Annotated in this window: 22 protein-coding genes; 7 read left to right on the top strand and 15 right to left on the bottom strand. The window is 64.5% G+C overall.

What is annotated here, in order from left to right; all coding sequences use genetic code 11:
• The first annotated feature begins 13 nt into the window (after nucleotides 1-13).
• Entirely contained in the window at nucleotides 14-1,642 is a 1,629-nt protein-coding gene (locus QMG28_RS10330) for an AMP-binding protein (RefSeq protein WP_281842217.1), read from the top strand.
• Nucleotides 1,643-1,788: 146 nt separating this feature from the next.
• Nucleotides 1,789-2,811 carry a hypothetical protein gene (locus QMG28_RS10325; RefSeq protein ID WP_281842216.1) on the top strand — a complete coding sequence of 341 codons (1,023 nt, stop codon included), beginning with the start codon at nucleotides 1,789-1,791 and terminating at the stop codon, nucleotides 2,809-2,811.
• 75 nt (nucleotides 2,812-2,886) lie between these two features.
• On the opposite strand, the gene QMG28_RS10320 is transcribed toward QMG28_RS10325, so the two are convergent.
• The 13 genes from QMG28_RS10320 to QMG28_RS10260 form a co-directional block, all read right to left on the bottom strand.
• Complete coding sequence (locus QMG28_RS10320) at nucleotides 2,887-5,085, bottom strand: 3-hydroxyacyl-CoA dehydrogenase NAD-binding domain-containing protein (RefSeq protein ID WP_281842215.1); 2,199 nt, start codon at nucleotides 5,083-5,085, stop codon at nucleotides 2,887-2,889.
• Nucleotides 5,082-5,555: a cupin domain-containing protein gene (locus QMG28_RS10315; protein ID WP_281842214.1), complete on the bottom strand. Its 474-nt coding sequence runs from the start codon at nucleotides 5,553-5,555 to the stop codon at nucleotides 5,082-5,084. Before QMG28_RS10315 ends, QMG28_RS10320 begins: the two co-directional genes overlap by 4 nt.
• A gap of 2 nt (nucleotides 5,556-5,557) precedes the next feature.
• Nucleotides 5,558-6,763 carry an acetyl-CoA C-acetyltransferase gene (locus QMG28_RS10310; RefSeq protein WP_281842213.1) on the bottom strand — a complete coding sequence of 402 codons (1,206 nt, stop codon included), beginning with the start codon at nucleotides 6,761-6,763 and terminating at the stop codon, nucleotides 5,558-5,560.
• 349 nt (nucleotides 6,764-7,112) lie between these two features.
• Nucleotides 7,113-7,325, bottom strand: a complete 213-nt coding sequence (locus QMG28_RS10305; protein ID WP_281842212.1) for a hypothetical protein — start codon at nucleotides 7,323-7,325, stop codon at nucleotides 7,113-7,115.
• Nucleotides 7,325-9,103 (bottom strand): acyl-CoA dehydrogenase, encoded by a 1,779-nt coding sequence (locus tag QMG28_RS10300; protein WP_281842211.1) that lies wholly within the window; start codon nucleotides 9,101-9,103, stop codon nucleotides 7,325-7,327. The genes QMG28_RS10305 and QMG28_RS10300 overlap by 1 nt, the downstream gene beginning before the upstream one ends.
• A gap of 50 nt (nucleotides 9,104-9,153) precedes the next feature.
• A complete protein-coding gene (locus QMG28_RS10295; protein WP_281842210.1) occupies nucleotides 9,154-9,552 on the bottom strand; it encodes a MerR family transcriptional regulator in 399 nt (132 codons plus the stop codon).
• 123 nt (nucleotides 9,553-9,675) lie between these two features.
• Nucleotides 9,676-10,305: a LysE family translocator gene (locus QMG28_RS10290; RefSeq protein ID WP_281842209.1), complete on the bottom strand. Its 630-nt coding sequence runs from the start codon at nucleotides 10,303-10,305 to the stop codon at nucleotides 9,676-9,678.
• Nucleotides 10,298-10,759, bottom strand: a complete 462-nt coding sequence (locus QMG28_RS10285) for an Lrp/AsnC family transcriptional regulator (RefSeq protein WP_281842208.1) — start codon at nucleotides 10,757-10,759, stop codon at nucleotides 10,298-10,300. The genes QMG28_RS10290 and QMG28_RS10285 overlap by 8 nt, the downstream gene beginning before the upstream one ends.
• Before the next feature lie 113 nt (nucleotides 10,760-10,872).
• A complete protein-coding gene (locus QMG28_RS10280) occupies nucleotides 10,873-11,460 on the bottom strand; it encodes an acyl-homoserine-lactone synthase (RefSeq protein WP_281842207.1) in 588 nt (195 codons plus the stop codon).
• A 93-nt stretch (nucleotides 11,461-11,553) separates the two neighbouring features.
• Nucleotides 11,554-12,165, bottom strand: coding sequence for an autoinducer binding domain-containing protein (locus QMG28_RS10275; protein WP_281842309.1), 612 nt, complete (start codon nucleotides 12,163-12,165; stop codon nucleotides 11,554-11,556).
• A gap of 332 nt (nucleotides 12,166-12,497) precedes the next feature.
• On the bottom strand, nucleotides 12,498-13,946 hold the full coding sequence (locus tag QMG28_RS10270) for a lipopolysaccharide biosynthesis protein (protein WP_281842206.1): 1,449 nt from the start codon (nucleotides 13,944-13,946) through the stop codon (nucleotides 12,498-12,500).
• A gap of 8 nt (nucleotides 13,947-13,954) precedes the next feature.
• Nucleotides 13,955-14,893 (bottom strand): GNAT family N-acetyltransferase, encoded by a 939-nt coding sequence (locus QMG28_RS10265; RefSeq protein WP_281842205.1) that lies wholly within the window; start codon nucleotides 14,891-14,893, stop codon nucleotides 13,955-13,957.
• A gap of 397 nt (nucleotides 14,894-15,290) precedes the next feature.
• Nucleotides 15,291-16,883 (bottom strand): calcium-binding protein, encoded by a 1,593-nt coding sequence (locus tag QMG28_RS10260; protein WP_281842204.1) that lies wholly within the window; start codon nucleotides 16,881-16,883, stop codon nucleotides 15,291-15,293.
• Between the two features lie 124 nt (nucleotides 16,884-17,007).
• On the opposite strand from QMG28_RS10260, the gene QMG28_RS10255 reads away from it, so the two are divergent.
• The 3 genes from QMG28_RS10255 to QMG28_RS10245 all read left to right on the top strand — a co-directional run bounded on the left by QMG28_RS10255 (nucleotide 17,008) and on the right by QMG28_RS10245 (nucleotide 20,389).
• Nucleotides 17,008-17,340, top strand: a complete 333-nt coding sequence (locus QMG28_RS10255) for a hypothetical protein (protein ID WP_281842203.1) — start codon at nucleotides 17,008-17,010, stop codon at nucleotides 17,338-17,340.
• A 361-nt stretch (nucleotides 17,341-17,701) separates the two neighbouring features.
• The gene (locus QMG28_RS10250) at nucleotides 17,702-18,994 is read left to right on the top strand and encodes a GMC family oxidoreductase (protein ID WP_281842202.1); all 1,293 of its coding nucleotides are present in this window, start codon (nucleotides 17,702-17,704) and stop codon (nucleotides 18,992-18,994) included.
• Between the two features lie 222 nt (nucleotides 18,995-19,216).
• The gene (locus tag QMG28_RS10245; protein WP_281842201.1) at nucleotides 19,217-20,389 is read left to right on the top strand and encodes a glycosyltransferase; all 1,173 of its coding nucleotides are present in this window, start codon (nucleotides 19,217-19,219) and stop codon (nucleotides 20,387-20,389) included.
• A gap of 3 nt (nucleotides 20,390-20,392) precedes the next feature.
• On the opposite strand, the gene QMG28_RS10240 is transcribed toward QMG28_RS10245, so the two are convergent.
• Nucleotides 20,393-21,490 (bottom strand): glycosyltransferase family 4 protein, encoded by a 1,098-nt coding sequence (locus QMG28_RS10240; RefSeq protein ID WP_281842200.1) that lies wholly within the window; start codon nucleotides 21,488-21,490, stop codon nucleotides 20,393-20,395.
• Nucleotides 21,491-21,718: 228 nt separating this feature from the next.
• Here QMG28_RS10240 and QMG28_RS10235 point away from each other — a divergent pair, with 228 nt between their 5' ends.
• Entirely contained in the window at nucleotides 21,719-22,837 is a 1,119-nt protein-coding gene (locus QMG28_RS10235) for a glycosyltransferase (RefSeq protein ID WP_281842199.1), read from the top strand.
• Complete coding sequence (locus tag QMG28_RS10230; protein WP_281842198.1) at nucleotides 22,834-24,057, top strand: glycosyltransferase family 4 protein; 1,224 nt, start codon at nucleotides 22,834-22,836, stop codon at nucleotides 24,055-24,057. Before QMG28_RS10235 ends, QMG28_RS10230 begins: the two co-directional genes overlap by 4 nt.
• Here QMG28_RS10230 and QMG28_RS10225 read toward each other — a convergent pair.
• On the bottom strand, nucleotides 24,038-25,009 hold the full coding sequence (locus tag QMG28_RS10225; protein ID WP_281842196.1) for a polysaccharide deacetylase family protein: 972 nt from the start codon (nucleotides 25,007-25,009) through the stop codon (nucleotides 24,038-24,040). The two genes, QMG28_RS10230 and QMG28_RS10225, sit on opposite strands and share 20 nt — an antisense overlap.
• Nucleotides 25,010-25,143: the final 134 nt, after the last annotated feature.

The raw sequence follows: 25,143 nt of genomic DNA, 5'->3' as shown, positions 1-25,143 counted from the left end.
AAGGGAGGCATGCATGGGCTGGCTGCAAGATGAAACCGGGCTGGAGAAAACCGCAGCGAACCACGTGGCGCTGACGCCGCTGTCGCATTTCAACCGGGCGGCGGCGCTGTTTCCCGACAAGATCGCCATCGTCGATGGCGCGCGCCGCTTTACCTATGCCGAATATCATGCGCGCGCCTCGCAGCTTGCCTCGGCGCTCGACCGGGCCGGTGTGGCCTCCGGGGATGTGGTGGCGACGATCCTGCCCAATATTCTTGCCCAGGCCGAGGCGCATTGGGGTGTGCCCGCCACCGGCGCGGTGCTCAACACGATCAACACCCGGCTCGATGTCGATACCATCGCTTACATTTTCGGCCATGGCGGGGCAAAGATCGCGCTGGTCGACAGTGCCTTTCTCGGGCTGGCGGAGGCTGCGCTCGAACGGATGGAGGGCAAGGCCCCCCGGATCATCGAGGTGGCCGACCCGGCCTCGGGCATCCCCGCCTCTGGCCGCCACACCGAATATGAAGATTTCATCGCCCATGCCGATCCCGATTTTGCCTGGGTCATGCCGCAGGACGAATGGGAGAGCCTCGCGCTCAACTATACCTCCGGCACCACCGGGCGGCCCAAGGGTGTGGTCTATTCCCATCGCGGCGCCTATCTGCACACGCTCGGCCTCTCGCTCGACTGGGGGCTGAACCGCGATACCGTGTACCTCACCATCGTGCCGCTGTTTCACTGCAACAACTGGGTGCACACCTGGGCAATCCCGGCGGTGGGCGGCGCCGTGGTTTGCTGCCGCGACATCACCGCCAGAGCGATCTACGATGCGATTGCCGATGAGGGGGTGACCAATTTCGGCGGTGCGCCCATCGTGCTGAACATGATCGTCAACGCGAAGGACGAAGACCGGCGCGATTTTGGCCATATCGTCAATGTCTATACCGCCGGGGCACCGCCCCCCGCCGCCACGCTCGCCGCCATCGAGCCGCTCGGCTTTACCGTGACGCAGATGTATGGGCTGACTGAGACCTATGGCCATGTGGTCGAGTGCATCTGGCAGGAGGATTGGGCCGATCTGCCGGATGACGAACGCTTCGCCCGCAAGGCGCGCACCGGCGTGGCGCAGGTGATGGAAGAGCATGTGACGGTGATGGACGGCGAAACGATGCACGAAGTGCCCGCCGACGGCGAGACCATCGGCGAGATCATGGTGCGCGGCAACGTGGTGATGAAGGGCTACCTCAAGAACCCCGAAGCCACCGAAGAGGCCTTTCGCGGCGGCTATTTCCACACCGGCGATATCGCCTTCAAACATCCGGACGGCTACATCAAGATCACCGACCGGGCGAAAGACATCATCATCTCGGGCGGCGAGAATGTGAGTTCGGTCGAGGTGGAAGGGGCGCTGATGCACCACCCGGCGGTGAGCCTCTGCGCCGTGGTCGCCAAGCCCGACGACAAATGGGGCGAAGTGCCCTGCGCCTTCGTCGAGTTGAAAGAGGGGGCCAGCGCCAGCGAGGATGAGCTGATCGCCTTCGCCCGCGAGCGGCTGGCCGGGTTCAAGACGCCCAAGCGGATCGTTTTCACCGAGTTGCCCAAGACATCGACGGGTAAGATCCAGAAGTTCGAATTGCGCAAGCTGGTGAAAGAGATGTGAACGGCACGCCGGGCGCATGACGCAGGCCCGGTCCGGTTTCTCCACGGAAAGCCGGGGGCTTGCCCGCCGGCGTTGCGCGCTGGACGAACGGCCCCGCCGCGCGCTATCCTGCGGCAAAGATTGAAAAGAGCAGTTTCGCCCGGCACATGACGGCGCTTACCCAATACCAGCGGCTCGAAGCTTCCGGCCTGTGGCGCGCCGCGCCCGACGCGCAGCGGCGTGACGTGATCGTGTCGATCGGCGATGCCACGCTCACCCTCTCCGACATGCAGGACCGTCCGCTGACCCATTGGTCGCTGCCCGCTGTGCATCGGCTCAATCCTGGTGCCCGGCCCGCGCTGTTCGCCCCTTCCGACGCGCCGGACGAGGGCGAGGTGCTGGAGATCGAAGATTCCGAGATGATCGCGGCCATTGAGAAGGTGCGCCGCGCGGTCGAAAAGAGCCGCCCCCATACCGGGCGGCTGCGGGTGATCCTCACCAGCACCGTGCTGGCGCTGGCGCTCGTCTTCGCGGTGCTCTGGCTGCCCGGCGCGCTGTTGCGCCACACCGCATCGGTGCTGCCGGATGTGACGCGCCAGAGCGTCGGCCAGCGGTTGCTGACGCGGGTGACGCGGGTGGCGGGCACGCCCTGCAAGGGCCGGCTCGGCAACCGCGCGCTGACCCGGCTGGGCGACAGGGTGCTGGGGCCGGGCGTGGCGCAACTGGCCGTGGTCTCCGCCGGGGTGGCGACGGCGGCGCATCTGCCGGGGGGCATCATCCTCGTCAACCGGGCGCTGGTGGAGGATTACGAAGAGCCGGACGTGGCAGCGGGTTACATCCTTGCCGAGCGCCTGCGCGCCGAGGCGTCGGACCCGATGCTGGCGCTGCTTGGCCATGCCGGCACCTTCGCCACCGCCAAGTTGCTGACCACCGGCACGATCAGCGATGCGATCCTCGACAGCTATGCCGAACAGGTGCTGCTGGACCCGCCCGTCGAGGTCTCGACCGAGACGCTGCTTGCGCGCTTCGCCGCCGTTCGCGTCCGCTCCACCCCCTATGCATTCGCCGTTGACCAGACCGGCGAAACCACCTTGCCGCTTATCGAGGCCGATCCGGTGCCGCTGACGCAGGCCGAGCCGCTGCTCGCCGATGCCGACTGGGTGAGCCTTCAGGGGATTTGCTTCGAATAGGCCGAATGTTCGATTTCGGCAAAGATAAGCCCCGCCCGGAGCTGCCGGACGGGGCCAAATGTTTGAATCCTGCGATCAGGCCGCGGCCGCCGGGGCAAAGCGGGTGTAGAAGCTCTCGCCCTTTGCAGCCATGTCGCGCAGCAGCGCCGGGGCTTTGAACCGCGCGCCATGGGCCGCTTCGAGCGCGCCGCAGATCTCTACGGCCTTCGCCGCGCCGATCCGGTCGAGCCAGGAGAACGGCCCGCCCGACCACGGCGCGAAGCCCCAGCCGAGGATCGCGCCCACATCGCCCTCGCGGATATCGGTCAGCACGCCCTCGTCGAGCGCGCGCACCGCTTCGAGCACCTGCGCCATCATCAGACGGTTCTGCACTTCGCCAAGCTCGGGCTGGTCTCCGGCCAGCGCGAACCGCTCGCCCAGCCCCGGCCAGATCCCCTGCCGCTTGCCCTTCTCGTCATAGGCGTAGAACCCGGCCCCGGCCTTGCGCCCGAGCCGGCCCGCCTCGTAGAGCGGGAAGACCACGGCATCCACATCGCCATCCGGATAGGCATCGCCCATCGCCGCCCTGGTGGCTCTGGCGATCTTCACCCCGAGATCGAGCGACACTTCGTCGGTCAGTTGCAACGGCCCCACCGGGAAGCCGAGCAGTTCGGCGGCATGCTCCACCAGCCACGGCGCCACGCCTTCGCCCACCATGCGGATACCCTCGTTGATATAGGGCAGGATGCAGCGGTTGGCGTAGAAGAAGCGTGCATCGTTGACCACGATCGGCGTCTTGCGGATCTGGCGGACGAAATCGAGCGCCTTGGCGACGGCACGGTCGCCCGTCTCGCGCCCGCGGATGATCTCGACGAGGTTCATCCGCTCGACCGGCGAGAAGAAGTGGATGCCGATGAACTGGCCGGGGCGGGTGCTGGCTTTTGCGAGGTCCGAGATCGGCAGGGTCGAGGTGTTGGTGGCGAAGATCGCATCCGCGCCCAGCACCGCCTCGGCCTTTGCCGTCACCTCGGCCTTCACCTTCGGGTCTTCAAACACCGCCTCGACCACGAGATCGCAGCCCTTGAGGGCTTCGTAATCGGTGGTGGCGGTGATCCGGGCCAGCGCGGCCTCTTTCTTCTCCGCCGTCGCCTTGCCGCGCGCGATGCCCTTGTCCATGTAGCCTGCGGTATAGGCCTTGCCCTTGTCGGCGGCCTCCTGCGAAGCGTCGATCAGCACCACCTCGATGCCCGCCATGGCCGAGATCAGCGCGATGCCAGCCCCCATCATCCCCGCGCCAAGCACGCCGAGCTTCTGCACCCGCTCGTCGCCCACGCCGGCGGGCCGCACCGCGCCTTTTTCCAGCGCGCCCTTGTTGATGAAGAGCGAGCGGATCATCGCGCCCGAGGTCGGATCGAGCACCACCTTGGTGAACCAGCGCGCCTCGATCTTCAGCGCCTCGTCGAAGCTGACCAGCGCCCCCTCATAGGCGGCGGCGAGCACCGCCCTGGCGGCGGGGTAGACGCCCTTGGTGTTGGCGTTCACCATCACCGCGGCGCCCATGAAGGTGGGGAAACCGGCGGGCGTATAGGGCGTGCCGCCGGGCATCTTGTAGCCCTTCGCGTCCCACGGCTTGACCAGATCGGCCTCGCTTGCATTCAGCACCCAGTCGCGCGCGGCATCGAGCAGCGCGTCCGGGGCGACCACCTCGTCGACCAGCCCGGCGGCCTTCGCCTTGGCGGGCTCCAGCGTTTTGCCTTCGAGCAGGAAAGGGGCAGCCGCCATCGCGCCGAGTTTGCGCACCAGCCGCGTGGTGCCGCCCGCGCCGGGGAACAGGCCCACCATGATCTCGGGCAGGCCAATCTTCGCCTTCACGTCGGCGGCGAAGATCCGGTGGCAGGCCAGCGGCAGCTCGAAGCCGATCCCCAGCCCGGTGCCCGGCATCGCCGCGACGATCGGCTTGCCGCCTTTCTTGGTTCTGAAATCCATCCCCGCCAGCTCGATCTTGCGCAGGATGCCATGCATCCGCATCACGCCGTCGAACACGCCGCGCGCCGGGTCGCCCTCGACCTGATCGCGCAGCGAGGCGAGGATGTTGAGGTCCATGCCGCCGGCGAAGCTGTCCTTGCCGGAGGTGATCACCGCGCCCTTGATAGCGTCGTCGGCCAGCACCTCGTCGATACAGGCATCGAGCTCGGCGAGCCCCTCGAAACTCAGCACGTTCATGCTCTTGCCGGGCACGTCCCAGGTGATGATGGCGACGCCGTCCGCGCCTTTGCTCAGGGTGAAATCGGTCATTGCTCGTCTCCCTCGTAGGGGGTTCCATCTTTGCGGCTGAAGGTGGCGGTGCCGTCTTTCATCTCGACCTTCAGGTCGATATCGGCATAGGTCGCCACCTCCGTAGCGGCCTTCGTCCCGACCACGAGAAAGCGCACCTCCTCGTCGGTTTCGTTCAGGAAGTGGTGGCCGTTTTCCTCGCCCGCCGGAAAGGCGGCGCAGGCGCCCACGCTCATCTCGTGGCGGCCGTCGTCATCGACCAGCGTGCACGTGCCCTGCGTGATCATGACAAACTCGTCTTCGTTGAGGTGCCAGTGACGCAGCGACGATTTCGCCCCCGGTTCCAGCACCACCACATTCACCCCGAACTGGGTGAGCCCGCCCGCCTCGCCAAGCCGGATCGACCAGCGCCCGGCCATCTCGGCATCGTAAGGTTTGGGGTAGATCGAGCCGGTTTTGACCGGCGCTTTGGTAAAATCAATCACGCCCATAATCACACCCGCTCGATGATGGTGGCGGCACCCATGCCCGAACCGATGCAGAGCGTGACGAGGCCGGTTTCCTTGTCGGTGCGCTCCATCTCGTCGAGCAGGGTGCCGAGGATGATCGCCCCGGTCGCCCCCAGCGGGTGGCCCATGGCGATGGCGCCCCCGTTGACGTTGAGCTTGGACGTATCGGCGTTGAAATGCTGGATGAAGCGCAGCACCACCGAGGCGAAGGCTTCGTTGACTTCCATCAGGTCGATATCGCCGATCTGCATTCCGGCGGCGGCCAATACGCGCTCGGTCGCGGGCACAGGACCGGTGAGCATGATCGTCGGATCGGTGCCGACGCGGCTGGTGGCGCGCACACGGGCGCGGGGCGTCAGCCCGTGGCGCGCGCCGAATTCCTTCGTGCCCACCAGCACCGCCGCCGCGCCATCGGCAATGCCAGAGGAATTGCCCGCGTGGTGGATGTGGTGGATGCGCTCCAGATCGGGATATTTCATCAACGCGATATTGTCGAAACCCGGCATCACCTCGCCCATCTGTTTGAAGCTCGGGTTGAGCCCGCCGAGGGTCTGCATCGTCGTTTCGCGGATCATCTCGTCACGTTCGAGGATCGCCAGCCCGTTGATATCGGTGACCGGGACGATGGATTTGAACCGGCCCGTGTCGGTGGCGACCCTGGCCCGGTGCTGGCTCTCGACAGCCAGCGCGTCGGCATCGTCGCGCGTAAACCCGAAGCGGGTTGCGATGATGTCGGCCGAAATGCCCTGCGGCACGAAATAGGCTTTCATCGCCAGCGTCGGGTCGGCGGCGATGGCGCCCCCGTCCGAGCCCATCGGCACCCGGCTCATGCTCTCGACGCCGCCGGCGATAAAAGCCTCGCCCGCGCCGCCCCTGACCTGGTTCGCCGCCATGTTCACTGCTTCCAGCCCCGAGGCGCAGAAGCGGTTGACCGAAACGCCGGGGATACGCTCATCGAGATCGGAATAGAGCACGGCGGAGCGCGCAAGGCAGGCGCCCTGTTCGCCAATTTGCGTGACATTCCCCCAGATCACGTCTTCGACGGCGTGGCCTTCGAGATTGTTGCGCCGGGCAAGTTCGTTCAGCACCAGCGCCGAAAGGCGCACGGCGGGCACCTGGTGCAGCGTGCCGTCTGGCTTGCCCTTGCCGCGCGGGGTGCGGATCGCGTCATAGATAAAGGCGTCGGTCATCTCTCTTCCTTTCGGATCTCAGGCATGGTGGTGCTGTGGCGATATGAGTATTTGTGCCAAGAAAAAGGGGCGCGTTTACGGACTGTTAAGGTTAATGCGCCTAGGCTGGACCCGCGGTACAGGCTGGAGAGCCGATGACCGCCCAAGGAAAAGGCCCGCCCCCTGCTGCCGAAACAACCGGCCCGGTGGGGGCGGGGCTTCGACAAGCGTGAAGCGCTCACGCAAGCACCGGGCCGGGGTCTGACTCCGGTCCGGTCGCCTGCCGCCATCCGGCAGGGCCGGGCGGCGCATGTCCCTCCTTTTTCTTGGCGCAAATACTCATTTGCCCAGCTCTCCGCCCGCGCTGCCGTCACCGCTTGCGCGCCTCCAGCTCCGCGTTGAACAGCCGCAGCCGGTGGGTGAGTACGTCTTCGTCCATCACGCTGTCGAAATGCTCGAACAGGAACGAGAGCGCCTCGCCCTCGTCGAGCCCGGCTTCCTGGGCGAAGCGCTTGAGGCGGCGGTAGCCGTCTTCGGTCATGGCAACCTGGAAGCGGCGGGTCAGTCGGAACCGTTTGGCCATCAGAACGCCTCCGCCGCCAGCGCCATGACCGGCTCGGCACCGCTCTCGATCCGGGCGAGGAGCGCCCTGGTCTCGGGCAGTTGCCGGCTCATATAGAAGCGCCCGGTGGCGAGCTTGGTCTCATAGAACACCGCATCGCCCCGGCCTTCGTCGAGCGCGGCCTGCGCGGCGCGGGCCATCTTCGCCCACATCAGCCCCAGCGCGACATGGCCGAAGAGATGCATGAAGTCATAGGCGCCGGAGAGCGCGTTGTTGGGGTTCTTCATACCTTCCTGCACGAAGTAGGTCGCGGCGGCCTGCAGGTCTTTCGAGGCGGATTTGAGCGGGTCGAGGAAGTCGGCCCTGAGGGCGGGATCGCTCTCATTTTCCTTGATGAAGTCCTTCACCAGCCCGAAGAAAGCCATCGCCGCCTTGCCGCCATCGGCGGGCAGTTTGCGGCCGACCAGATCGAGCGCCTGAATGCCGTTCGCGCCTTCGTAGATCATCGCGATCCGCGCGTCGCGGGCGAACTGGCTCATCCCCTGTTCTTCGATATAGCCGTGCCCGCCATAAAGCTGCTGCGCCTGTACGGCGGTCTGGAAGCCGCGATCGGTCTGAACGCCCTTGATGACGGGGATCAGCAGCGAGACGAGCGCCTCGGCATCCGCATCGCCCATCCGTTCGGCGCGGTCGATCAGCTCGGCGGCCCAGAAAGTGAGGGCGCGGGCGCCTTCGATGAAGCTCTTGCCTTCCATCAGCACCCGGCGCACATCGGGGTGGACGATGATCGGGTCGGCCGGGCCATCGGGGTTCTCGGGCCCGGTGATGGCGCGGCCCTGCAGCCGCTCGCGGGCATAGGCCACGGCGTTCTGGTACGAGATCTCGGCCTGCGCCAGCCCCTGCACGCCAACGGCGAGGCGCGCTTCGTTCATCATGGTGAACATCGCGCGCAGCCCTTTATGGGCGTCGCCCAGCAGATAGCCGGTGGCGCCATCGTAGTTCATCACGCAGGTGGCGTTGCCGTGGATGCCCATCTTTTCTTCGATATTGCCGACCGAGACGGCATTGCGCGGCCCCAGCGTGCCATCGTCGCCCACCATCACCTTGGGCACGATGAAGAGCGAGATGCCCTTCACCCCGTCGGGTCCGCCCGGAATTCTGGCCAGGACGAGATGGATGATGTTCTCGGCCATGTCGTGATCGCCCGCCGAGATGAAGATCTTGGTGCCGGTGATCCGGTAGCTGCCATCGTCCTGCGGCTCGGCACGGGTGCGCATGAGGCCAAGGTCGGTGCCCGCATGCGGTTCGGTGAGGTTCATCGTGCCGGTCCAGGCGCAGCTGACCATTTTCGGCAGCCATTTGGCCTTCTGCTCTTCGGTGCCATGGGCGCGGATCGCCGAATAGGCGCCGTGGGTGAGGCCGTGATACATGTTGAGCGCCATGTTGGAGGCGGCAAAGATCTCGCCCATGGCGGTGCCCATGATATGCGGCATGCCCTGGCCGCCATAGGCTTCGTCGCAGTCGAGCCCGGTCCAGCCGCCTTCGCGTAACTGCTCGAAGGCCGCCTTGAAGCCGGTGGGGGTGCGCACCACGCCGTTGTCGAGGGTGCAGCCCTCGCGGTCGCCGACAGCGTTCAGCGGCTGGTAGACCTCGGAGGCGAGCTTGCCGCCTTCCCCGATGATCGCGGCGGTGATCTCCGGATCGAGATCGGCATAGCCTGGAATGTCGGACGCGGTAACGTCGAGAAGCTCGTGCAGCACGAAGGCCATGTCACGGGCAGGGGCGGAATAGCTGGGCATCGGTCGAAAGTCTCCTTGCGGCCTTGGTCGGGTTGCGGCGGGGCGGGCGCTTACTGGGCGGCCTCGTCCTGCTCCATCGAGGCGAGCATGCGGCTGCCCCAGGTGATCTGTTCGTTCAGGTCGGCGATGGCCTCGTCAAGCTCTTCGCGCTGGGCGCGCAGCTCTTCGAGATGGAGCTTGGCGCGCTCCATCGTTTCGCGGTACTGGGTCTGCTGCTGATCGCCAACATTGTACAAATCCAACAATTGGCGGATTTCCTCCAGCGGGAAGCCAAAGCGCTTGCCGCGCAGGATCAGCTTCAGCCGGGCCCGGTCGCGGCGGGTGAACAGGCGCTTCTGCCCGTCGCGCAGCGGCGAGAGCAGTTCCTTCGATTCGTAGAAGCGCAAGGTGCGGGCGGTGACGCCGTAGGTGTCGCACATCTCGCGGATGGTCATCAGATCGTCGCTCATCGGTTCCTCGCGGTCTGCATGGATATGGAATTGATGCAGATGATGACGTTTACGTCAACGTAAACCAAGAGGGATTCCGAAAACGACGTTACGTCTCGCGCGGATGTGATGGCGCGGGTGCGGTCAGGCGGTGAGGGCCGTGAGCGCGATCCACAGGCCCCAGACCAGCAGGACGAGGCCGGAGGCGAGATCGAGCCAGCGGGTGATCCGCGGCGTGATCCGGCGGCGCGCCAGCGAGCTCGCGGTGGCGAGCGTGGCCCACCACAGTGCCGATCCGGCGAAGATCCCGCCCACCAGCATGTAGGCTGCGCCGGGCTGGCCTGCGGCGGTGGCGCCGAGGCCGGCGACGAGGCCGGCGAAGGCGAGGATCGTCATCGGGTTCGACAGGGTGAGCAGGTAGCCCGAGCCGAAGGCCGTGCCCAGGCCGCGCGCGCCGGGCGCTTCGGCGGCGTGCAGATCCGGTGCGGGGCCGTTGACAAAGGTGCGCAGCGACATCGCTCCGAGCCCCGCGATCATCAGCCCGCCCGCGATCTGCATCGGCGTGGCAAAGGCGACGAGCAGCCCCGTTGCGGCAAGGCCGGCGGCGACCATCAGGCCATAGGTGGCGTCGGCCGAGGCCACGCCCAGCCCGGTGGCGAAGCCCGTGGTCCAGCCGCGCGCCAGCGTGCGCTTGATGCATAACAGGCCGATCGGCCCCACCGGCGCGGCCACCGCCACGCCGACGCCAAGCCCTTTGAGAAAGACCTCAATCATCGGCGGTCTCCGCGACGGGCAGGGCGGCGGTTTCCTTCAGCGTGTCGAGGGCGAAGATCGTTTCGGTGCGGGTCACGGCGGGCAGGGGTTTGACCGCCTCGGCCAGAAAGCGCTGCATCGACGCCATATCGGCCAGCCGCAGCTTCATCAGGTAGGAATGCGCGCCGGAAATGTGATGGAGTTCGAGGACTTCCGGCCGGGCGGCAATGGCCTGCGCCGCCTGTGCCTCGCCCTCGAACTCCATATCCACCAACACGAACGCGCAAAGCGGCACGCCGAGCGCCTTGGGGTCGAGCGCTGCGTGCCAGCCGCTCACCGCCCCGGTGGCCTGCAACCGTTTCAGCCTGTCCGCCGTGGTTGACAGCGGCAGCCCGACGGCTTCGGCCAACTGGGCCGTGGAGCGCTTTGCATCGGCCTGCACAAGTTCACAAATTTTCCGGTCAATCTCATCCATATCCGGAGGAATAGCGGATAATACAGAGATAGTCTAGAAATCTTACGGAATGGAAATCAGAATACCAAAATAAATGCGGATCCCCGGCCTGCTGCGGGCCGGGGAGGCTCGTGTCAGTGCATCTTGTCGGCGAGATTGATGGAGACCACCTGGTTATCAATCCCGTCGATGTTCAGAACCGGCCCTGCCGGCTCAGCGTCAAGCCCGCGCCGCCTGGCCCAACGCGGCCAGTTGGCGGGGATCAGTCCCAGCACCCGGGTCGCGCCCAGATCGCGCGCGGCCTTGGTCATCTCTTCGATGAGGTGCAGGTGCACAACGCGGCGCAGCTTTTGCGGCGTGTCGGCGGCCACGAAGACCCGCGAGCTTTCCCAGATGTTTTCGGCCACCGGCGCTTCTTCATAGAGAAGGTTCGACGGGATCGAATCCAGAAGCCCGCGCTGGGCATCGCGGATCATATAGGTGTAGATGCCCACCCGCGCCGTCGTCGGGGTCAGCCGGATACCGGCATAGACGCGGCCAAGATGGTGCACCGCCACCCAGCGGCTTGCCGGCGTGTCGTACTGATCGAACTCCATGCCCATTGCTTCGGGCAAATTCCACTTGTTACGGACGATGAAACTCTGACGCCGGGCGCGAAGAAGGTTCGCAAAGAGTTCGCCATGATTGTGTATGTTGGCGAATGATAGCGTGGTGGTCTGCATCGGATTCCTCCAAGTCAGGTTTTTTAACAGCAGCTACTCGCTCGCCTCCTGCCGTGGCTCGCATCGAACTCAGTTTCCTTTTGCTCCACAGGCCTAGAGCAGTCGGTAGTCCTTTGCGCGTTGAATGGCTTCGGCAGAAGTACGGGCGAATAGCTTTTTGCGCGCGGTCGAAAGCCGCGCCTTCAGCGCGGATTCCGAGATGCCAAGCCGGGCGGCCCCGGCGGCATAGCGCTCCCCCGATGCGAGTATCTTCAACGCCTCGATTTCGGCGGGCGTGAGATTGTCGGGGGGTTCTGTTTCGTGGTGCAGGTGCAGGACCGTGCCGGTGATCGCGGCGATCTCCTCGTCGGTGAATTCCCGGTCCGCGCGCGCCGCTGAGGCGATTGTGCGCGATGACATCGGGCCGCAGGAGACGCAGACGCCGTAGACCAGCCCGTAGGTCGCCGCTTCGCGCATGATCTCGAACGGGTCGGGAAGGTCGATGGCGCTCCAGCGAGTCGCGCCGGTCCTGGAGATGCCCCAGGCGACGAGCGGATCGCGCAGGGCATAGGCATTTTGGGTGTAACGATCAATCCAGTCGGGATTGAACGTTTGGAACATCATGAGGGGGGCGGCGAATCTGATATGAAGGGCCAGGTAATACCCGGCCGGGGCTTGTTCGCCCAACTCCACCAACAGGTTATCTATGACATGATTTCGCCCCATATTGTATAGGTAAAGGCGCATTATCCCCCCTTACAACCCCCAATTGCCCACGCTTTGGAAAATATCGCGCGCGACGCGATATTTTGCTCTTTCCGCGGAAAAGGGCCTAGATGATGGGCCTCCCCCTAGCGGTCGGAGGGGGTGTCAGGGGGACTGCCGGGGCTCCCTTGAGCCGAATCGGGCGAAATTGTGGCAATTTCGGGCGCGAATCATGGCAGGCGGCCCGCGACTCGGTGCCCCCGGCGGGCCCGGATCGGGCACCGAGCGGGGCATGAACTGTGGCCGCCAACTGCCTCAGATGGCAGGGTTTCGGTGGGTTTCGTGACGCTGCGTCATTCGCGCTCGCCAAACACCGTGTGGTACCAATAGGCGAGGTTTTCGCGGTCGATCACCGCCAGCGTGCCAGCATAGACCACCGCGCCGAGGAGAATCATCGCCACGACCAGCAGGCCGGGCGCGAGCCCGAGCGGGTTGAACTGGATGAACAGGTAGACCGCGAGTGCCATCAGCAGCGCCGCCGCCAATGGCCGGACCGATGCGCCAAGCGTGGCCGAGACCGGGATGCCGGATACTTTCGACAGGGTGAGGAGCCGGATCGTCGCGGCGAAGATTTCACCGAAAAACATCACCGCGGCCACCGAGGTGATATCGCCCGAGACTTTGGCGACGATCAGGATCGGCGGAATGACGGCGATGGTTTCGATTGTCATCAGGATCCACAGATATTGCGGCTTGCCCGTGGCTTTGAAAATGTCGCCCGAACTCCAGCCGATGGTCGCCGGAATGCCGCTCAGAACGAGGAAGAGCAGAACCGGCGCGGCGGCGTCCCATTCGGCGCCGAATACGACATGCACCACCAGCGCGGATGACGCGGCGAGGCCAAGCCCGATGGGCGCGATCAGCGTCATCGACGCGGCGATGGTGGTGCGATAGGCGGCGACCAGCTTTTCGGCATCATGCGACAGGTTGGAGAAGGCCGGGAAGACCACCTTGGTGATCACGCCGTTCACCCCGAGAATGACGATCTCGGGAATCCGGGCCGCTACGTAGTAGATCCCGAGCGCCGTATCGCCCACCGTCGCGACGATCACCATCTGGTCGACCCGCATCTGGACGACGTTGACGATGCTGGAGGCGATGATGTGGCGGCCATAGCGGAACAGTTCGCGCGCCTTCTCCCAGGTGGGCGAGGGGCCATGCGGGCGCCAGTCGGAGGCGAGCCAGACGATGGATACGCGAACCGCCGCGCCGCACAGCATACCGATCACGATGCTCCAGATCCCCGCGCCGTAAAGGATAAGGCTGATGGCCACCGCGGCCTTGGTGGCGACGCCCAGCACCTCGGCCAGAGCCAGGGCGCTGAACCGGAAGCCGCGTTGCAGGAGCGCGTCCTGCACCGAGCCGAGTGCGTTGATCGGAAAGAGCACTGCCATCCACATCAGCACCGGAACGATGACCGGATCGTCCACCAGCCCATGCGCGAATGGAGCGAAGATCAGAAGCGCGGCCGACTGCATCAGCCCGACCCCCATGATCATCGCAAAGGCGGTGGTGCGCAGGCGCGGATCTTCGGTCCGGTCGTAGATCAGCGTTTCGCGCAGGCCGAAATCGCGCAGGAAATCGAATATTTCGACCGCGAGCAGCGCGAAGGCCAGGATGCCCATCTCTGACGGCCCAAGCGACCGGGCAAGGATGATCGTGACACTCAGATTGATCGCGCGGGAGACGAGGTACGACGCCATCGTCACCGAGACGCCCAGAACTGCTCTGCGTCCTTGCATTGCCCGCCCTACGCTTGCTGCGCGCGGCGCGCGGCGCTGTCGATGAACAGACGGAACCGGCTCAACAGGCTGGGATTGTCGAACCGAATGCGGTGCAGGGTTTGCACCTTGCCGTCGGTCCAGGCCGCTTTGTAGGCTTCATCGCCCCACATGAAATTCACAATCCGCATCCTGTTTGAAATTGCCCAATCGAGCTGGTGATAAGTATGAACATTGCCCAGGCCGTAAATGCTGAAGTCCGGGTCGAAGTCTGACGTGTAGAGAAACAGCTCTCCTCCGAGCTCAAAGTCAATGCTCCAGGAAATGTCGCGCCCGTCTAGGCTGCAGGACGAGCAGAGCGGCAGGCCGGCCGGAAGGCCGTCGCAGACCAGTCGCGTAAGGAAGCTTTCGAACCGGTCCATGCTCTGATCGTCGGAGAACTTTCGCCGTTTCTGCCGGACGATCCGGGGAATCCAGCTCAGGATCCGGTCGATCTCGTCCGCTCCGAGCACCTGGAAGGAAAATTCGCCCGCTTCGGCGCAACGCTTCACCCGGCGGCGGATGCTGCGGCGGCTGCGGCCCTTGCGCGTGTCCATGAAATCCTCGATCGAGCCGAGCCGGGTCAGGTCGAGATAGGGGGCAACGTCGGTTTCGCCTTCGGGGCGGTAGCTGCCGAGCGTGTCCGCGCGCACGCGGGGAAATTCGAGGCGATCGAACCAGTCGCCCTGACGTTGGCGCAGATCCTCCGCGAGCGCCTTCCAGAAATCCTGCTCCAGCGTGGTGCTGCCATCATGCGCCGGAAAGACCACCGGTTCGGTGAAATCGAACCGGTGCTCACCGAGGGCGATCAACGAGCGGACGCTCTCACCGACCCCGCTGCGTTTTTCGCGAACCAGGATCTGGAAGACTTCGCGCCCGTCGGGATGCGTCGCGGTGAACCAGACCGGGTCGCCGCCCTCGAAGCCCACCGTTTCGACCCAGGCGCGCACGACCGCCGGATGCATGAAAGGCGAAACCCGCGCGCCTGATCCGGGCTGGAAGGCGGAGGTCCAATGCTCGAGAAACGTGTCGTCCCACAGGCCGGACCAATCGGTTTGCCAGGAAAAGCTCCAAGTCATGCTGAGCAAGGCCCTTTCTGAAATCCCATATCGTCTCAAACAACGCGCAAACAGCGCGCGCGAACACAATGCACCATCAAATATAGGCAACCTTTTGGCAGATACGTGAAAACAGCGCAGGTTTTTTCAACGCGGTAGCATCTGCAGGGTGCGCGTCGCGACGAAAAAAGCACGAACCTGCGGATGCAGGTCCGTGCCAGTGTCATTGGTCCGAGCGATGGTATCGGGCGGTGAGCCGCCCGACGCCTCAGATCAGGAAATCCGCGCGGTCGAGGTGGTTGATGTTCACATCGAAGAGCACGATCTCATCGCCGTTGAGGCCGTCGATCACCACGTCGTTGTCGTTCTGGAACATGTGGTTGTTCACCAGATCGTCCCAGCTGTCGATCGACGCGAGGCCGCGCAGGTCGAGCGTGTCGTGCTGGCGACCGACTGCCTTGAAATCGGTGATCTCGTCATAGCCCCAGCCGGTCTTGTAGACGAAACGGTCGGCGCCGCTGCCGCCGGTCAGGGTGTCATTGCCGGTGCCGCCAGCGATTACGTCGCGGTGGCCGCCGCCGATGATACGATCGTTGCCAGCGCCGCCGAAGAGGTAGTCACGCCCGTTCTTGCCGTTCAGGAGATCGTTTCCGATACCGCCGAACATGCCGTCATTGCCTTTGCCGCCGAAGGCCTTGTCGTCGCCGCCTTTGGCAAAGACCTTGTCGTTGCCGCGGCGACCGAAAAAGTTTTCATCATCATCGCCGCCATTGAGCACATCGTTGTTGCGCCCGCCGAACACTTTTTCGACGATTGCGGCGCCGATCCCGGCATCGACCGCGTCATGTACCTTGCCGCTGCCGAGGCCTTCATTGTCCGGGTTGTAGTCCGGATAAAGCTCGCTCGGCGCATAGGCGACGATCCGTTCCTTGGTCAGCAGCCCGTCCAGCGCATCGCGCGGGTAGGTGTTGAAGTCGTTGTATTGCGTGTCGATCATGCCGAGTGCTGCCCATTCGGCTTTGGCCGAGGTGGTCGACTCGAGCTGGAAATGGGTCGAGCCGGCGGTGTCGGTGATGAACCAGCCGTATTCCTTGAGCGCCACCATGATCACGCGCAGGCTGTCGATGGTCACCTGGGGTACGTCGTCGGGCAGGCTGGCGAGATGCCTGTCGATCTCGGCATAAGTGACGTCCAGCGCGAAGCGCGTTCCTTCGGGGATGCCATTCAGGCGCATGCCTTCGAATTCGATCTTGGTTGCGGGCGACACGAATTCGGCGCCGCTGGTATTACGGATCGGCATCGACAGCGCGTGTTCGATCCGGCCCTGCGCCACTTCCTCGGGCCGCACCAGCATGGCGAGATACTGAATACCGGCGCCGCGCGACGGTTCGAACCCGACTTCACGCTCGAAGTAACTGTCGGACCCGCCGTAGCCGGTCACAAGGTTGCCGTTCGAGATGGTGACGACGCTGCCGTTGAAGGAAGCCTGCCACAGATCCCACTCGCGCCCGGTTGCCGGGTCGAGAATGATGATCTGAGCGTCGGAGCCGGGGGCCGCTTTCCACGACGGGTCGAAGGGGATGTATTCGCCGCCGAGATTGCCCCAGCCGTTCAGGTCTTTGACCTTATAGTACTTGGTGTCTTCGGTGACCTCGTAGACCGGGTAGGTATAAGAGGTGTTGTTGATGTTGAAATTGCGTTCGGGGCGATCCGTGAATGAATCGTTCCACAGAAGCTTGGCCAGATGGTCGCTGTCGGGGTCGATCTCGAGTTTCGAGATCGGAATGTTCCACGGGGCGTTCGGACCAAAGGGCCGGATATATTCGGAGTCGTAACTCAGGTATGAAGTCGTGCCTGCCATGACTATTCGCTCGGTTTTTTGTTGCGTTGATGGCCCGACCAGATGGGAATGGCAACGAGAAACTGGGTAACTGCGATCAGGCATGTTCAAATGACCAAACAACGCTGCATGAGAAAGGTGGCGAATGTTGGACGGCACTTTGTCGGCGGCGCGGCGCGTATCCTTGGCGGATTTTCGCCGCTCGGAGTCCCAAAATGGTAATTTGCGGGGGGTGAAAAATGATACCGAGTCCGATCGGCGGGAGTTCGCCGTTCCAATTGTAACGATTTTCGGGATCGCGGCTGCGATGCCGCGTGAACGGGTTGGTGACCGATTGTTTCGAAAAAAGGCCGTGCTGCCTACTTGCAGCTACCCGAACAGGCATGACATGATGCGCGCGTTGGGTTCTGGTGTTTGTTTCGGATTGGCCGGTTTTTCATTGGATGGCAGTGGGCATATGCCCGGGATCGAAAGCTAAAGCATTGGCAGCATTGGTCTTCCAGGACGTACTTGGCGGGGCACCGAAAGGTGTGCCAGGCACCGGGGCTTTGCAAAATGCGAATGCCGCAACTCGGGTTTCGCGCCGCGCCTTTCTCAACTCCGGCGCTCTCGGATTACTGTCTGCCGTCGCCCTTCCGCTTCATGCCGCCGAGAGCGGTATTCGCATCGTCGAGAACAACCCCGGCGGGTGGTTGTTGCGGCCGGAGGACTTCTAGATCTTAGCCGACCTCAACACAGCGGACGCAGGCTCCACCGAGGAATGCGACGTTTGCGTCATCGGAGCGGGCGCGGCGGGCATTACCATTGCGCGCAAGCTTGGGGCGGCGGGTAAATCCGTCGTGCTCTGCGAGGGCGGCGCCGATGAATATACTGATGAGTCCCAGGAATGTTATCTGGGCACGATCGACGGCGATCCGTATTTCGACCTCGATACCGCGCGGCTGCGCTATCTTGGCGGATCGACCAACCATTGGGGTGGCTGGTGCCGGACTTTCGATGCGAGCGACTTCAACCGCTCGGATATCTCCGAAGAACTGGTCTGGCCAATCCGCAAACCGGCCATTGATCCGTATTTCGAAGAAGCCTGCGGGATCGTTGATGTCCCCCCGGAATTCAGCGACGGCCTGCCGAATAAATTCGGCGTCAAGCAGATCGGATTCAATTTTTCACCGCCGACGCTGTTTGGCGAAAAATACTATGACGAGATCAAGGACTCCGCGAATATCAAGCTGTACCTGAACGCAAACCTCGTCGACGTAGCCCTTTCGAACAACCGGATGACCTCGGCTGAGTTCCTGTCATTCGACACCGGCAGCCTGACGGTCCGGGCGAAAACCTTCGTATTCGCGATGGGCGGCATCGAAAACAGCCGGATGCTCATCTGGCTGCGCGGCCTGCATGGCGATGCGCTCCATGATCCGCGCCTGCCCGTCGGGGAATACTGGATGGAGCACCCGACCTTCGAACTGGGTGAGGCGCTTGTTGAGACGGAAATTGCGGACAAGAGGTACTTTGGCCTGTCTGAAGAGGTTCAGCGCGATCAAGGCATCATGAACTGCGGCCTGATTATCGACGGCGTCAGCAAAAAGCGGACCTCGCAGCTGGTCTACGACCTGCTCTGCCTCGCCCCCGGCATCGGTCAGAAGTTGATGGATCTCGCCGACCGGCGGTTGATTTGCGGCGGCAAGATCCGGTCGGCCTGGGAGCAGATGCCAACCAAGTCCAACCGGGTCACGCTGTCGGGCAGCGAGACCGACCGCTTCGGCATTCCGCGCCCGGTCTTGCATTGGAAGAAAAGCGATTTCGACCGGCGCACCGTCGTGAAATCGCTCCAGGTGTTCAACGAATGGCTGCTTGACAGCGACCTCGGCCGGATCAGGATCTATGACTGGGTTTTGAGCAACGGCGATTATCCTCTCGACGATGTGCTTGCGGGGCATCACCATATCGGCGGCACCCGTATGGGAGAGAACCCCGAAATCTCTGTGGTTGATGCGGATGCGCGCGTGTTTGGCACCGAAAACCTCTATATGGCGGGATCGTCGATCTTCACCACGTCGGGGCACACCAATCCGACGCTGCCGATCGTTCAGTTTTCGCTCAGGCTCGCTGATCATCTTTTGGGCAAGTAGGGGCGCCGGCAGATGATCTGCGCCGACGCTTCGCACTCATGCCTTGCGGCATCGCTGCAACGTGTCGAAAAAAAGCCTGCCAACCGCTTCCGTGATTTGACGCATCGGCGCGATTGCGCAATAGGCTCACAGCGCATTTACAATCTGGCTTCAGGGCAAAACGGATTTTCCGGCAGGCGCGCCCGGCGCGATCATCGGTCCGGTGAAAGTTGAGGAGGCATCATGTTTGCCGTATTCGCAACGATAACGGTTATCTGCGTTTTCCTTCAGCTCTATCAATACCTTGTCTATCCGGCTTTGCTCGTTCTGCTGGCTGCGGTCCGGGGCGGGCGCAAAGTACCCGCCAGCGTGCCCGACGCCAAGACGACGATGATCATCTGTGCCCATAACGAGGCGGGTGTGATCGGGCAGAAGATAGAGAACTCGCTCGCGCTCGATCCGCTGCCAGATGAAATCATCGTGGTCGATGACGGGTCTGACGATGGCACGCCGGATATCGTGGCCGGCTTCACCGATACCACCGTGCCCGTCCGGCTGATCACTGGCTTCCCGCGCGGCGGCAAATCCGCGGCGATGAACCGGGGCGCGGCAGCGGCGGCGCATGAGATCCTCGTCTTTTCCGACGCCACCGAGATGTATGAGACGAGCGCGGTCAGGCACCTGGTGGCGGAGTTTTCCGATCCGAGCGTGGCGGTGGCGAGCGGGGCGCACCGGATCAAGCCGATCAGCCGCGATGAGGGGGCGGGCCTTACCGGCAAATCGGAAGGGCTTTATTGGCGCTATGAGGAAAAGATCCGCAAATCCGAGAGCGATCTGGGGGCGACTGTGGCTTCGGTCGGGGCGATCCTCGCCATCCGCCGCGACGATTGGCGCGATCTGCCGCCGGGCACGATCAACGACGATGCCTGGATCACCATGTCAAACCTCGCGCGGGGCCGCAACGTGCGCTACGCCGACAAGGCGGTGAGCTGGGAAGAGGCCAATGTATCCACCGATCAGGAGGCGACGCGGCGGCGGCGGATTTCGGCGGGCCGGCTGCTTCTGATCACCCAGAAAGACGTGTGGCCCCTGTCGCGGCCCTGGGTGCTGGCGGCGTTTCTCTCGCATAAGGTGCTGCGGCTGGCGCTGCCGCTCCTGCTTATCGCGGGCGCTGTGAGCAACCTGATCGCGGTGGCGCTTCGGCCGTCGGCGGGCTTCTTCGTGCTGCTCCTCGCCGGGCATATTCTGGCCTTCGGGCTGGCCTATATGGGCTATTACGCCGAACAGCACCAGCGCCGCTGGCGGCTGCCGCATCTGGCCTATCACATCCTGCGGGCAAACTTCGCGGGGCTTCAGGCCTATGCCGATCTGCTGCGCCGGCGCAGCTTTCTGAAATGGGAAAAGCCCTCCCGCTGAACCCTACCGGCGCATCGCCCCGGCATAGGCGGCGAGCGTGGTGTCAATCATCGTGCCAATGCCCAGCTCGGTTTCCACGAAACCCTTCGCGGCGGTGCCGACCCGGTGCAGCGTATCGCGGTCGTCGATCAGCTTGGCGAGGCGCTCGGCGAGGCGGGCCGCATCGCCGCTTGGCGTGAAGAAGATGGTGCCATCGTCGGTGAACAGGTCCGACATGCCGTCAAGCTCCGAGGCCAGCACCGGCACGCCCTGGCGGCAGGCTTCGAGCACGCAGAAGGGCAGGCCCTCGCTGATCGACGGCAGGCACATCAGATCGAGTTCCTCCAGCACCGCCGTCACGTCACTGCGGAAGCCGGCGAAGTGCACGTATTCCGCAAGCCCGCGCTCGCGCACGATCTGCTCCAGCGCCGCGCCGTCGCGCCCGGTGCCGACGATCACGAGCCGCATCCGCCGCTCGCCCGCCGCGACCAGCCGCGCCATCGCGTCGAACAAAGTGCGGTGCCCCTTCACCGGCTCAAGCCGCCCGATCATGCCAAGCACGAAGGTATCTTTGGGCCAGCCTGTCTCGGCCCCGAGATCGTAGCGCGGGGGCAGGGGGCCGAGCGGCTCCATGCCGTTCCAGCTTAGGGTGATCCGCTCCGGCGCAACGCCGATCGTGCCGGTCAGGTAGCGCTCCACCCGGGTCGAGACCGCGATGAAGCGAAAGCCCAGCCAATGCGACAGCCACAGCGCGCCCTCGCGCAGCTCGCGTTTGCCGGGGCGGGGATGCTCTTCGCGGTAGATGGAATGCACGGTGGCGACCCGGCCCGGAAAGCGCCGCCCAAGCGAGGCGACCACGGCCCAGTACTGCGATTGCATGTTATGGCCGTCGATCACATTGGCATCCATGTCGCGGGCGATGCGGATGAGATCGAGCGCGATCCGCGGATCGCCCCGGCCACGGGCGATCGGCTCCGCAGGCAGGTTCTCGGCCTTCAGCGCCTCATGCAGCGACGATCCGGCCATGACGGCGACCCGGAAGGCCACGCCGCGCCGGGCGAATTCCCGCGCGGTTTGCAGCACGCGCACATCCACCCCGCCATGGCGTTTGGCGATGCTCACGAGCAGCACGCGCGGAGAAGCGTCCGAGCCGGGGGGCGTGGCCCCGGGCCGGTCGGATGGCGATGTCGTGATTGAAGGCGATGTGGGTTTGATGATAGATCTCCTGCAAAGGTATTAGACTGCAATGCCACGCGAAATACAGGCGCAAATCCAATTTCAGACGTATCTAAATCGAACGCAATAGCGGCAGGGACCGATCCGCGCGGCCGGAGGCTGAAGGTTGTGCATATGATCGACGGGCTGGGGCGCGGCGGAGCCGAACACCTGCTCACGATCTATGCGCCCGAGTTGCAGCGGCAGGGCTTCGATATGCGTGTCGTGGCGCTCAAGGATTGGGGCGAAAGCCCGGTTGCCGGGCGGTTGCGCGCGGCGGGCATCGCGGTCGAGCGGCTGCCGCTCGCGAAGCTGCGCAATATCGGTCAGATCCGCGCCGCCATGAAACGGCTGCGCGAGATCGGGCCGGATGTGATCCACGCCCATCTCGAAGCCTCGACGGTGCTGGCCGGGCTTGCCCGGATCGCGCTGCGGGTGCCGGTCGTCTCGACCCTGCACACGCTCGAATACCCCGAGCGGTTCAACCGGGCGGGTGCCCGGCTCTGGCTGCGCGACAGATTGCTGGCCAATATCTTTGACCGGGTGATCTGCCTGTCGCCCGCGATTGCCGACGAGGCGCGTCGCCACGGGCTTGCCCGCGCGCCTGTCGTCTCCATCGCCAACGGGATCGACCTTGGCGCGTTCGATGCGAACCGGGGCAAGCCGCCCGAGGAGATCCGCGCCGGGCTGGGCATTCCCCCCGCCGCGCGAGTGATCGTCACCGTCGCGGTGCTGCGCCCGCCCAAGGGGATCGACCGGCTGATCCGCGCCATGGCCGATCTGGTGCCCGTGCAGCCCGATCTGCATCTGCTCATCGTGGGCGAAGGGGAGGAGCGTGCGCGGCTGGAAGCACTCACCGCCGAGCTTGGCCTGGATCACGCGGTGACCTTCGCCGGTTTCCGCTCCGATGTGGCGGATGTGCTGCGCGTGGCCGAGCTTTTCGTGCTGCCGACCCTGTGGGATGCGCTGCCGACCGTGCTGATCGAGGCGATGGCGGCGGATTTGCCCATCGTTGCCAGCAATGTAGGCGGCATTCCCGACATGGTGCGCGACGGCACGGACGGGATTCTGGTGCCGAAAGACGATGTGCCGGCGCTGACCGGCGCGATTGGCGCGATCATGGGCGACGAGGCCCACCGGCAGGAGATGGCCCGCGCCGCGCGCGAACGGGTGGAAGCCGAGTTTTCGCTGCCGATCCAGGTCGGCAAGCTCGCCGATCTCTACCGCGAATTGAGCAAGGATGATGGGCGATGAGCCGACGGATCGCGATTGTCGAGACCAATGCGCAGGGCGGACTTATCCATTTCGCCTATCAGGTGGCGGATGCGCTGGCGCGCGAGGGGGCGGAGGTTTCGCTCATCACCAGCCCGGATTACGAGCTGGCCGATCTGCCGCATAATTTTACCGTGCTGAAGATGCTGCGGCTCTGGCCGATCTTCGACCGCAAGGGGGGCGACCGCCGGCAAGGCACGCTGCAGCGATACTGGCGCAAGGTCAGGCGTGTCTGGCGCGGGGTTCTGTTCTATGCCGCCTGGACCCGCGTCACCCTGCACCTTCTGCGCGACAAGCCCGATGGCGTGGTGCTCAGCATGATCCACTCGCCGTTTCAGGTGGTGTTTTTCAAGGCGATGAAATGGGCCGGTATCCCGATGGTCCAGATCTGTCACGAGATCGAGCAGCGCGACAGCCAGCGCGGCGCGTGGGACAGGATGGTGGCCCATCCGCTGCTGGCGGGCTGCTATGACAGCTTTTCCACCGTGGTTTTCCTCGCCAGCTCGGTCGAGAGCGACTACCTCGCGCGCTATGGTGACGCTACGCCGACATTGATGATGCTGCACGGGCCGCAGCTCATCTTCCCAAACGATGGTGTGAGCGCCGAGGCGTTGCGGGAGAAATATGGTATCGCACCGGGCGAACGGGTGGTGCTGTTTTTCGGCCTGCTGCGCCCGAGCAAGGGGGTGAGCGATCTGGTCGAGGCCTTCGCGCTGCTGCCCGACCGAGCGGGGCTTCGGCTGGTGATCGCCGGATACCCGACCAAGAGTTTCGACACAGCGGCATTGCGCGCGCAGATCGACCGGCTGGGGATTGCCGGGCAGGTCTCGCTTTTTCTCGATTACGTGCCGAATGGCGACGTGGCCCCGCTCATGGAACAGGGCGACCTGGTGGTCTTCCCCTATCGCAACGCCACGGCGAGCGGGGCGGCGTCTGCAGCGCAGAGCCTTGGGCGGCCGGTGGTGGCGACCAATGTGGGCGGCTTCCCCGAGGCGATTCACGATGGCGAAACCGGCTATCTCGCCGCGCCGGAAGATCCCGCGGCTCTGGCCGATGCGATCGCGAAAACCCTCGCAGACCCGGCCCGCGCCCGTGCGATGGCCGAGGCGGGGCGGCAGGACATGCTGGAAAACCGCTCCTGGGGCGCCTTCGCGCGCGGGTTGATCGGCGTATTTGACGGGCTCAGGCCCGCGCCGAAGTAAGCCCGCGCAGCCGATGCCTGATCTGGTTGGGGTGTAGCCCCATCAGCGTGGCTTTCAGCCGCGGCACCTGCACGCCGCCGCCCAGCACCCAGCGATTGAGCCGCAGCGGATCGGCGCCGCGTTTGTTGACAAGCTGCGTGGTGGTTGCCGCCACCGTCACCCCGGCCTTGCGCAGCAACTCCAGCGCGCGGTCATCAAAATCGGCGGGCTGGCCGTTGGGGTAGGCGAAGGTTTCGCAGGGGCTTTGAGTGAGCGCTGCGACGGCCTTGACTGAGCCTGTCACCTCATCTGCCAGCGCCGCGTCGTCGAGCGCCGACAGGATCGGGTGCGAGACCGAATGGCCGCCAAAATCCACCAGCCCGCCCGCCTGCACGCGGGCCACCTCAGCGGCTGACATCATCGCGAAATCGGCATCGTCGGCCAGATCGGGATCGACCGGCACGCCAAGCTGTGTTTCGATTGCGGCCACCTCAGCCTGCGGGTTCGCCGGGGCGATGGCCTTGATCATGCGCTGCACCTCGCGGTTCGCCGCCGCGCGCGCGTCGAAATCGGTCAGAGGAAGGCGCTTGCCGCCATAGTCGAGCGCCTGGGCCTGCGTGTCGATCAGGGCGCGGGTGACGCGGGCGGCCCAGGTGGTTTTCTGTGTGCCGATGAAGCCGGTCGACAGGAAAATCGTTGCGGGCAGGCCGAACTCTTCGAGCACCGGCAGCGCCACAGTGGCATTGTTGCGAAAGCCGTCGTCGAAGGTGATCGCCACCGTCCGCCGCTTGAGCCGTCCTTCCGCCAACGCCGCGGCGGCCTCCTTCAAGGGCAGCACGTCGAACCGGCTGCCGCGCAGCCAACGCATATGGGCGCGGAACGTCTCGACCGGCATGAAGCAGTAATCGTTCAGAGGCCGCGCCCCGGGCGAGACGGCGTGGTAGCAGAGAATATCGAGGGTTTTCGGGGCCATGTGTGGAAGGTGAGGCTCGGTTGTTGAAATTGACGTAAAATCGGGCGACAAATCACATGTTTCAAAGTGTTAGTGCATCCGCGCGTGCCGGTCCATCGCTATGGCCCCGCGATGTGGGCGCCGGTGTTCGAGAT

This window comes from Sinisalibacter aestuarii (genome assembly GCF_027923545.1).
In the GTDB taxonomy this organism is placed as follows: Bacteria; Pseudomonadota; Alphaproteobacteria; order Rhodobacterales; family Rhodobacteraceae; genus Sinisalibacter; species Sinisalibacter aestuarii.
The sequence above is the reverse complement of the archived record's forward strand: the minus strand, read 5'-3'. Positions and strand labels throughout refer to the sequence as shown.

Excerpts from the sequence above, each read along its gene's own strand:
- QMG28_RS10260 (WP_281842204.1), bottom strand. The coding sequence starts at position 16,883 with ATGGCAGGCACGACTTCATACCTGAGTTACGACTCCGAATATATCCGG.
- QMG28_RS10285 (WP_281842208.1), bottom strand. The coding sequence starts at position 10,759 with ATGGATGAGATTGACCGGAAAATTTGTGAACTTGTGCAGGCCGATGCA.
- QMG28_RS10295 (WP_281842210.1), bottom strand. The coding sequence starts at position 9,552 with ATGAGCGACGATCTGATGACCATCCGCGAGATGTGCGACACCTACGGC.
- QMG28_RS10330 (WP_281842217.1), top strand. The coding sequence starts at position 14 with ATGGGCTGGCTGCAAGATGAAACCGGGCTGGAGAAAACCGCAGCGAAC.
- QMG28_RS10300 (WP_281842211.1), bottom strand. The coding sequence starts at position 9,103 with ATGCCCAGCTATTCCGCCCCTGCCCGTGACATGGCCTTCGTGCTGCAC.
- QMG28_RS10280 (WP_281842207.1), bottom strand. The coding sequence starts at position 11,460 with ATGCAGACCACCACGCTATCATTCGCCAACATACACAATCATGGCGAA.
- QMG28_RS10230 (WP_281842198.1), top strand. The coding sequence starts at position 22,834 with ATGAGCCGACGGATCGCGATTGTCGAGACCAATGCGCAGGGCGGACTT.
- QMG28_RS10320 (WP_281842215.1), bottom strand. The coding sequence starts at position 5,085 with ATGACCGATTTCACCCTGAGCAAAGGCGCGGACGGCGTCGCCATCATC.
- QMG28_RS10245 (WP_281842201.1), top strand. The coding sequence starts at position 19,217 with ATGTTTGCCGTATTCGCAACGATAACGGTTATCTGCGTTTTCCTTCAG.
- QMG28_RS10275 (WP_281842309.1), bottom strand. The coding sequence starts at position 12,165 with ATGGGGCGAAATCATGTCATAGATAACCTGTTGGTGGAGTTGGGCGAA.
- QMG28_RS10310 (WP_281842213.1), bottom strand. The coding sequence starts at position 6,763 with ATGACCGACGCCTTTATCTATGACGCGATCCGCACCCCGCGCGGCAAG.
- QMG28_RS10225 (WP_281842196.1), bottom strand. The coding sequence starts at position 25,009 with ATGGCCCCGAAAACCCTCGATATTCTCTGCTACCACGCCGTCTCGCCC.
- QMG28_RS10255 (WP_281842203.1), top strand. The coding sequence starts at position 17,008 with ATGTTGGACGGCACTTTGTCGGCGGCGCGGCGCGTATCCTTGGCGGAT.
- QMG28_RS10270 (WP_281842206.1), bottom strand. The coding sequence starts at position 13,946 with ATGCAAGGACGCAGAGCAGTTCTGGGCGTCTCGGTGACGATGGCGTCG.
- QMG28_RS10315 (WP_281842214.1), bottom strand. The coding sequence starts at position 5,555 with ATGGGCGTGATTGATTTTACCAAAGCGCCGGTCAAAACCGGCTCGATC.
- QMG28_RS10290 (WP_281842209.1), bottom strand. The coding sequence starts at position 10,305 with ATGATTGAGGTCTTTCTCAAAGGGCTTGGCGTCGGCGTGGCGGTGGCC.
- QMG28_RS10325 (WP_281842216.1), top strand. The coding sequence starts at position 1,789 with ATGACGGCGCTTACCCAATACCAGCGGCTCGAAGCTTCCGGCCTGTGG.
- QMG28_RS10235 (WP_281842199.1), top strand. The coding sequence starts at position 21,719 with ATGATCGACGGGCTGGGGCGCGGCGGAGCCGAACACCTGCTCACGATC.
- QMG28_RS10305 (WP_281842212.1), bottom strand. The coding sequence starts at position 7,325 with ATGGCCAAACGGTTCCGACTGACCCGCCGCTTCCAGGTTGCCATGACC.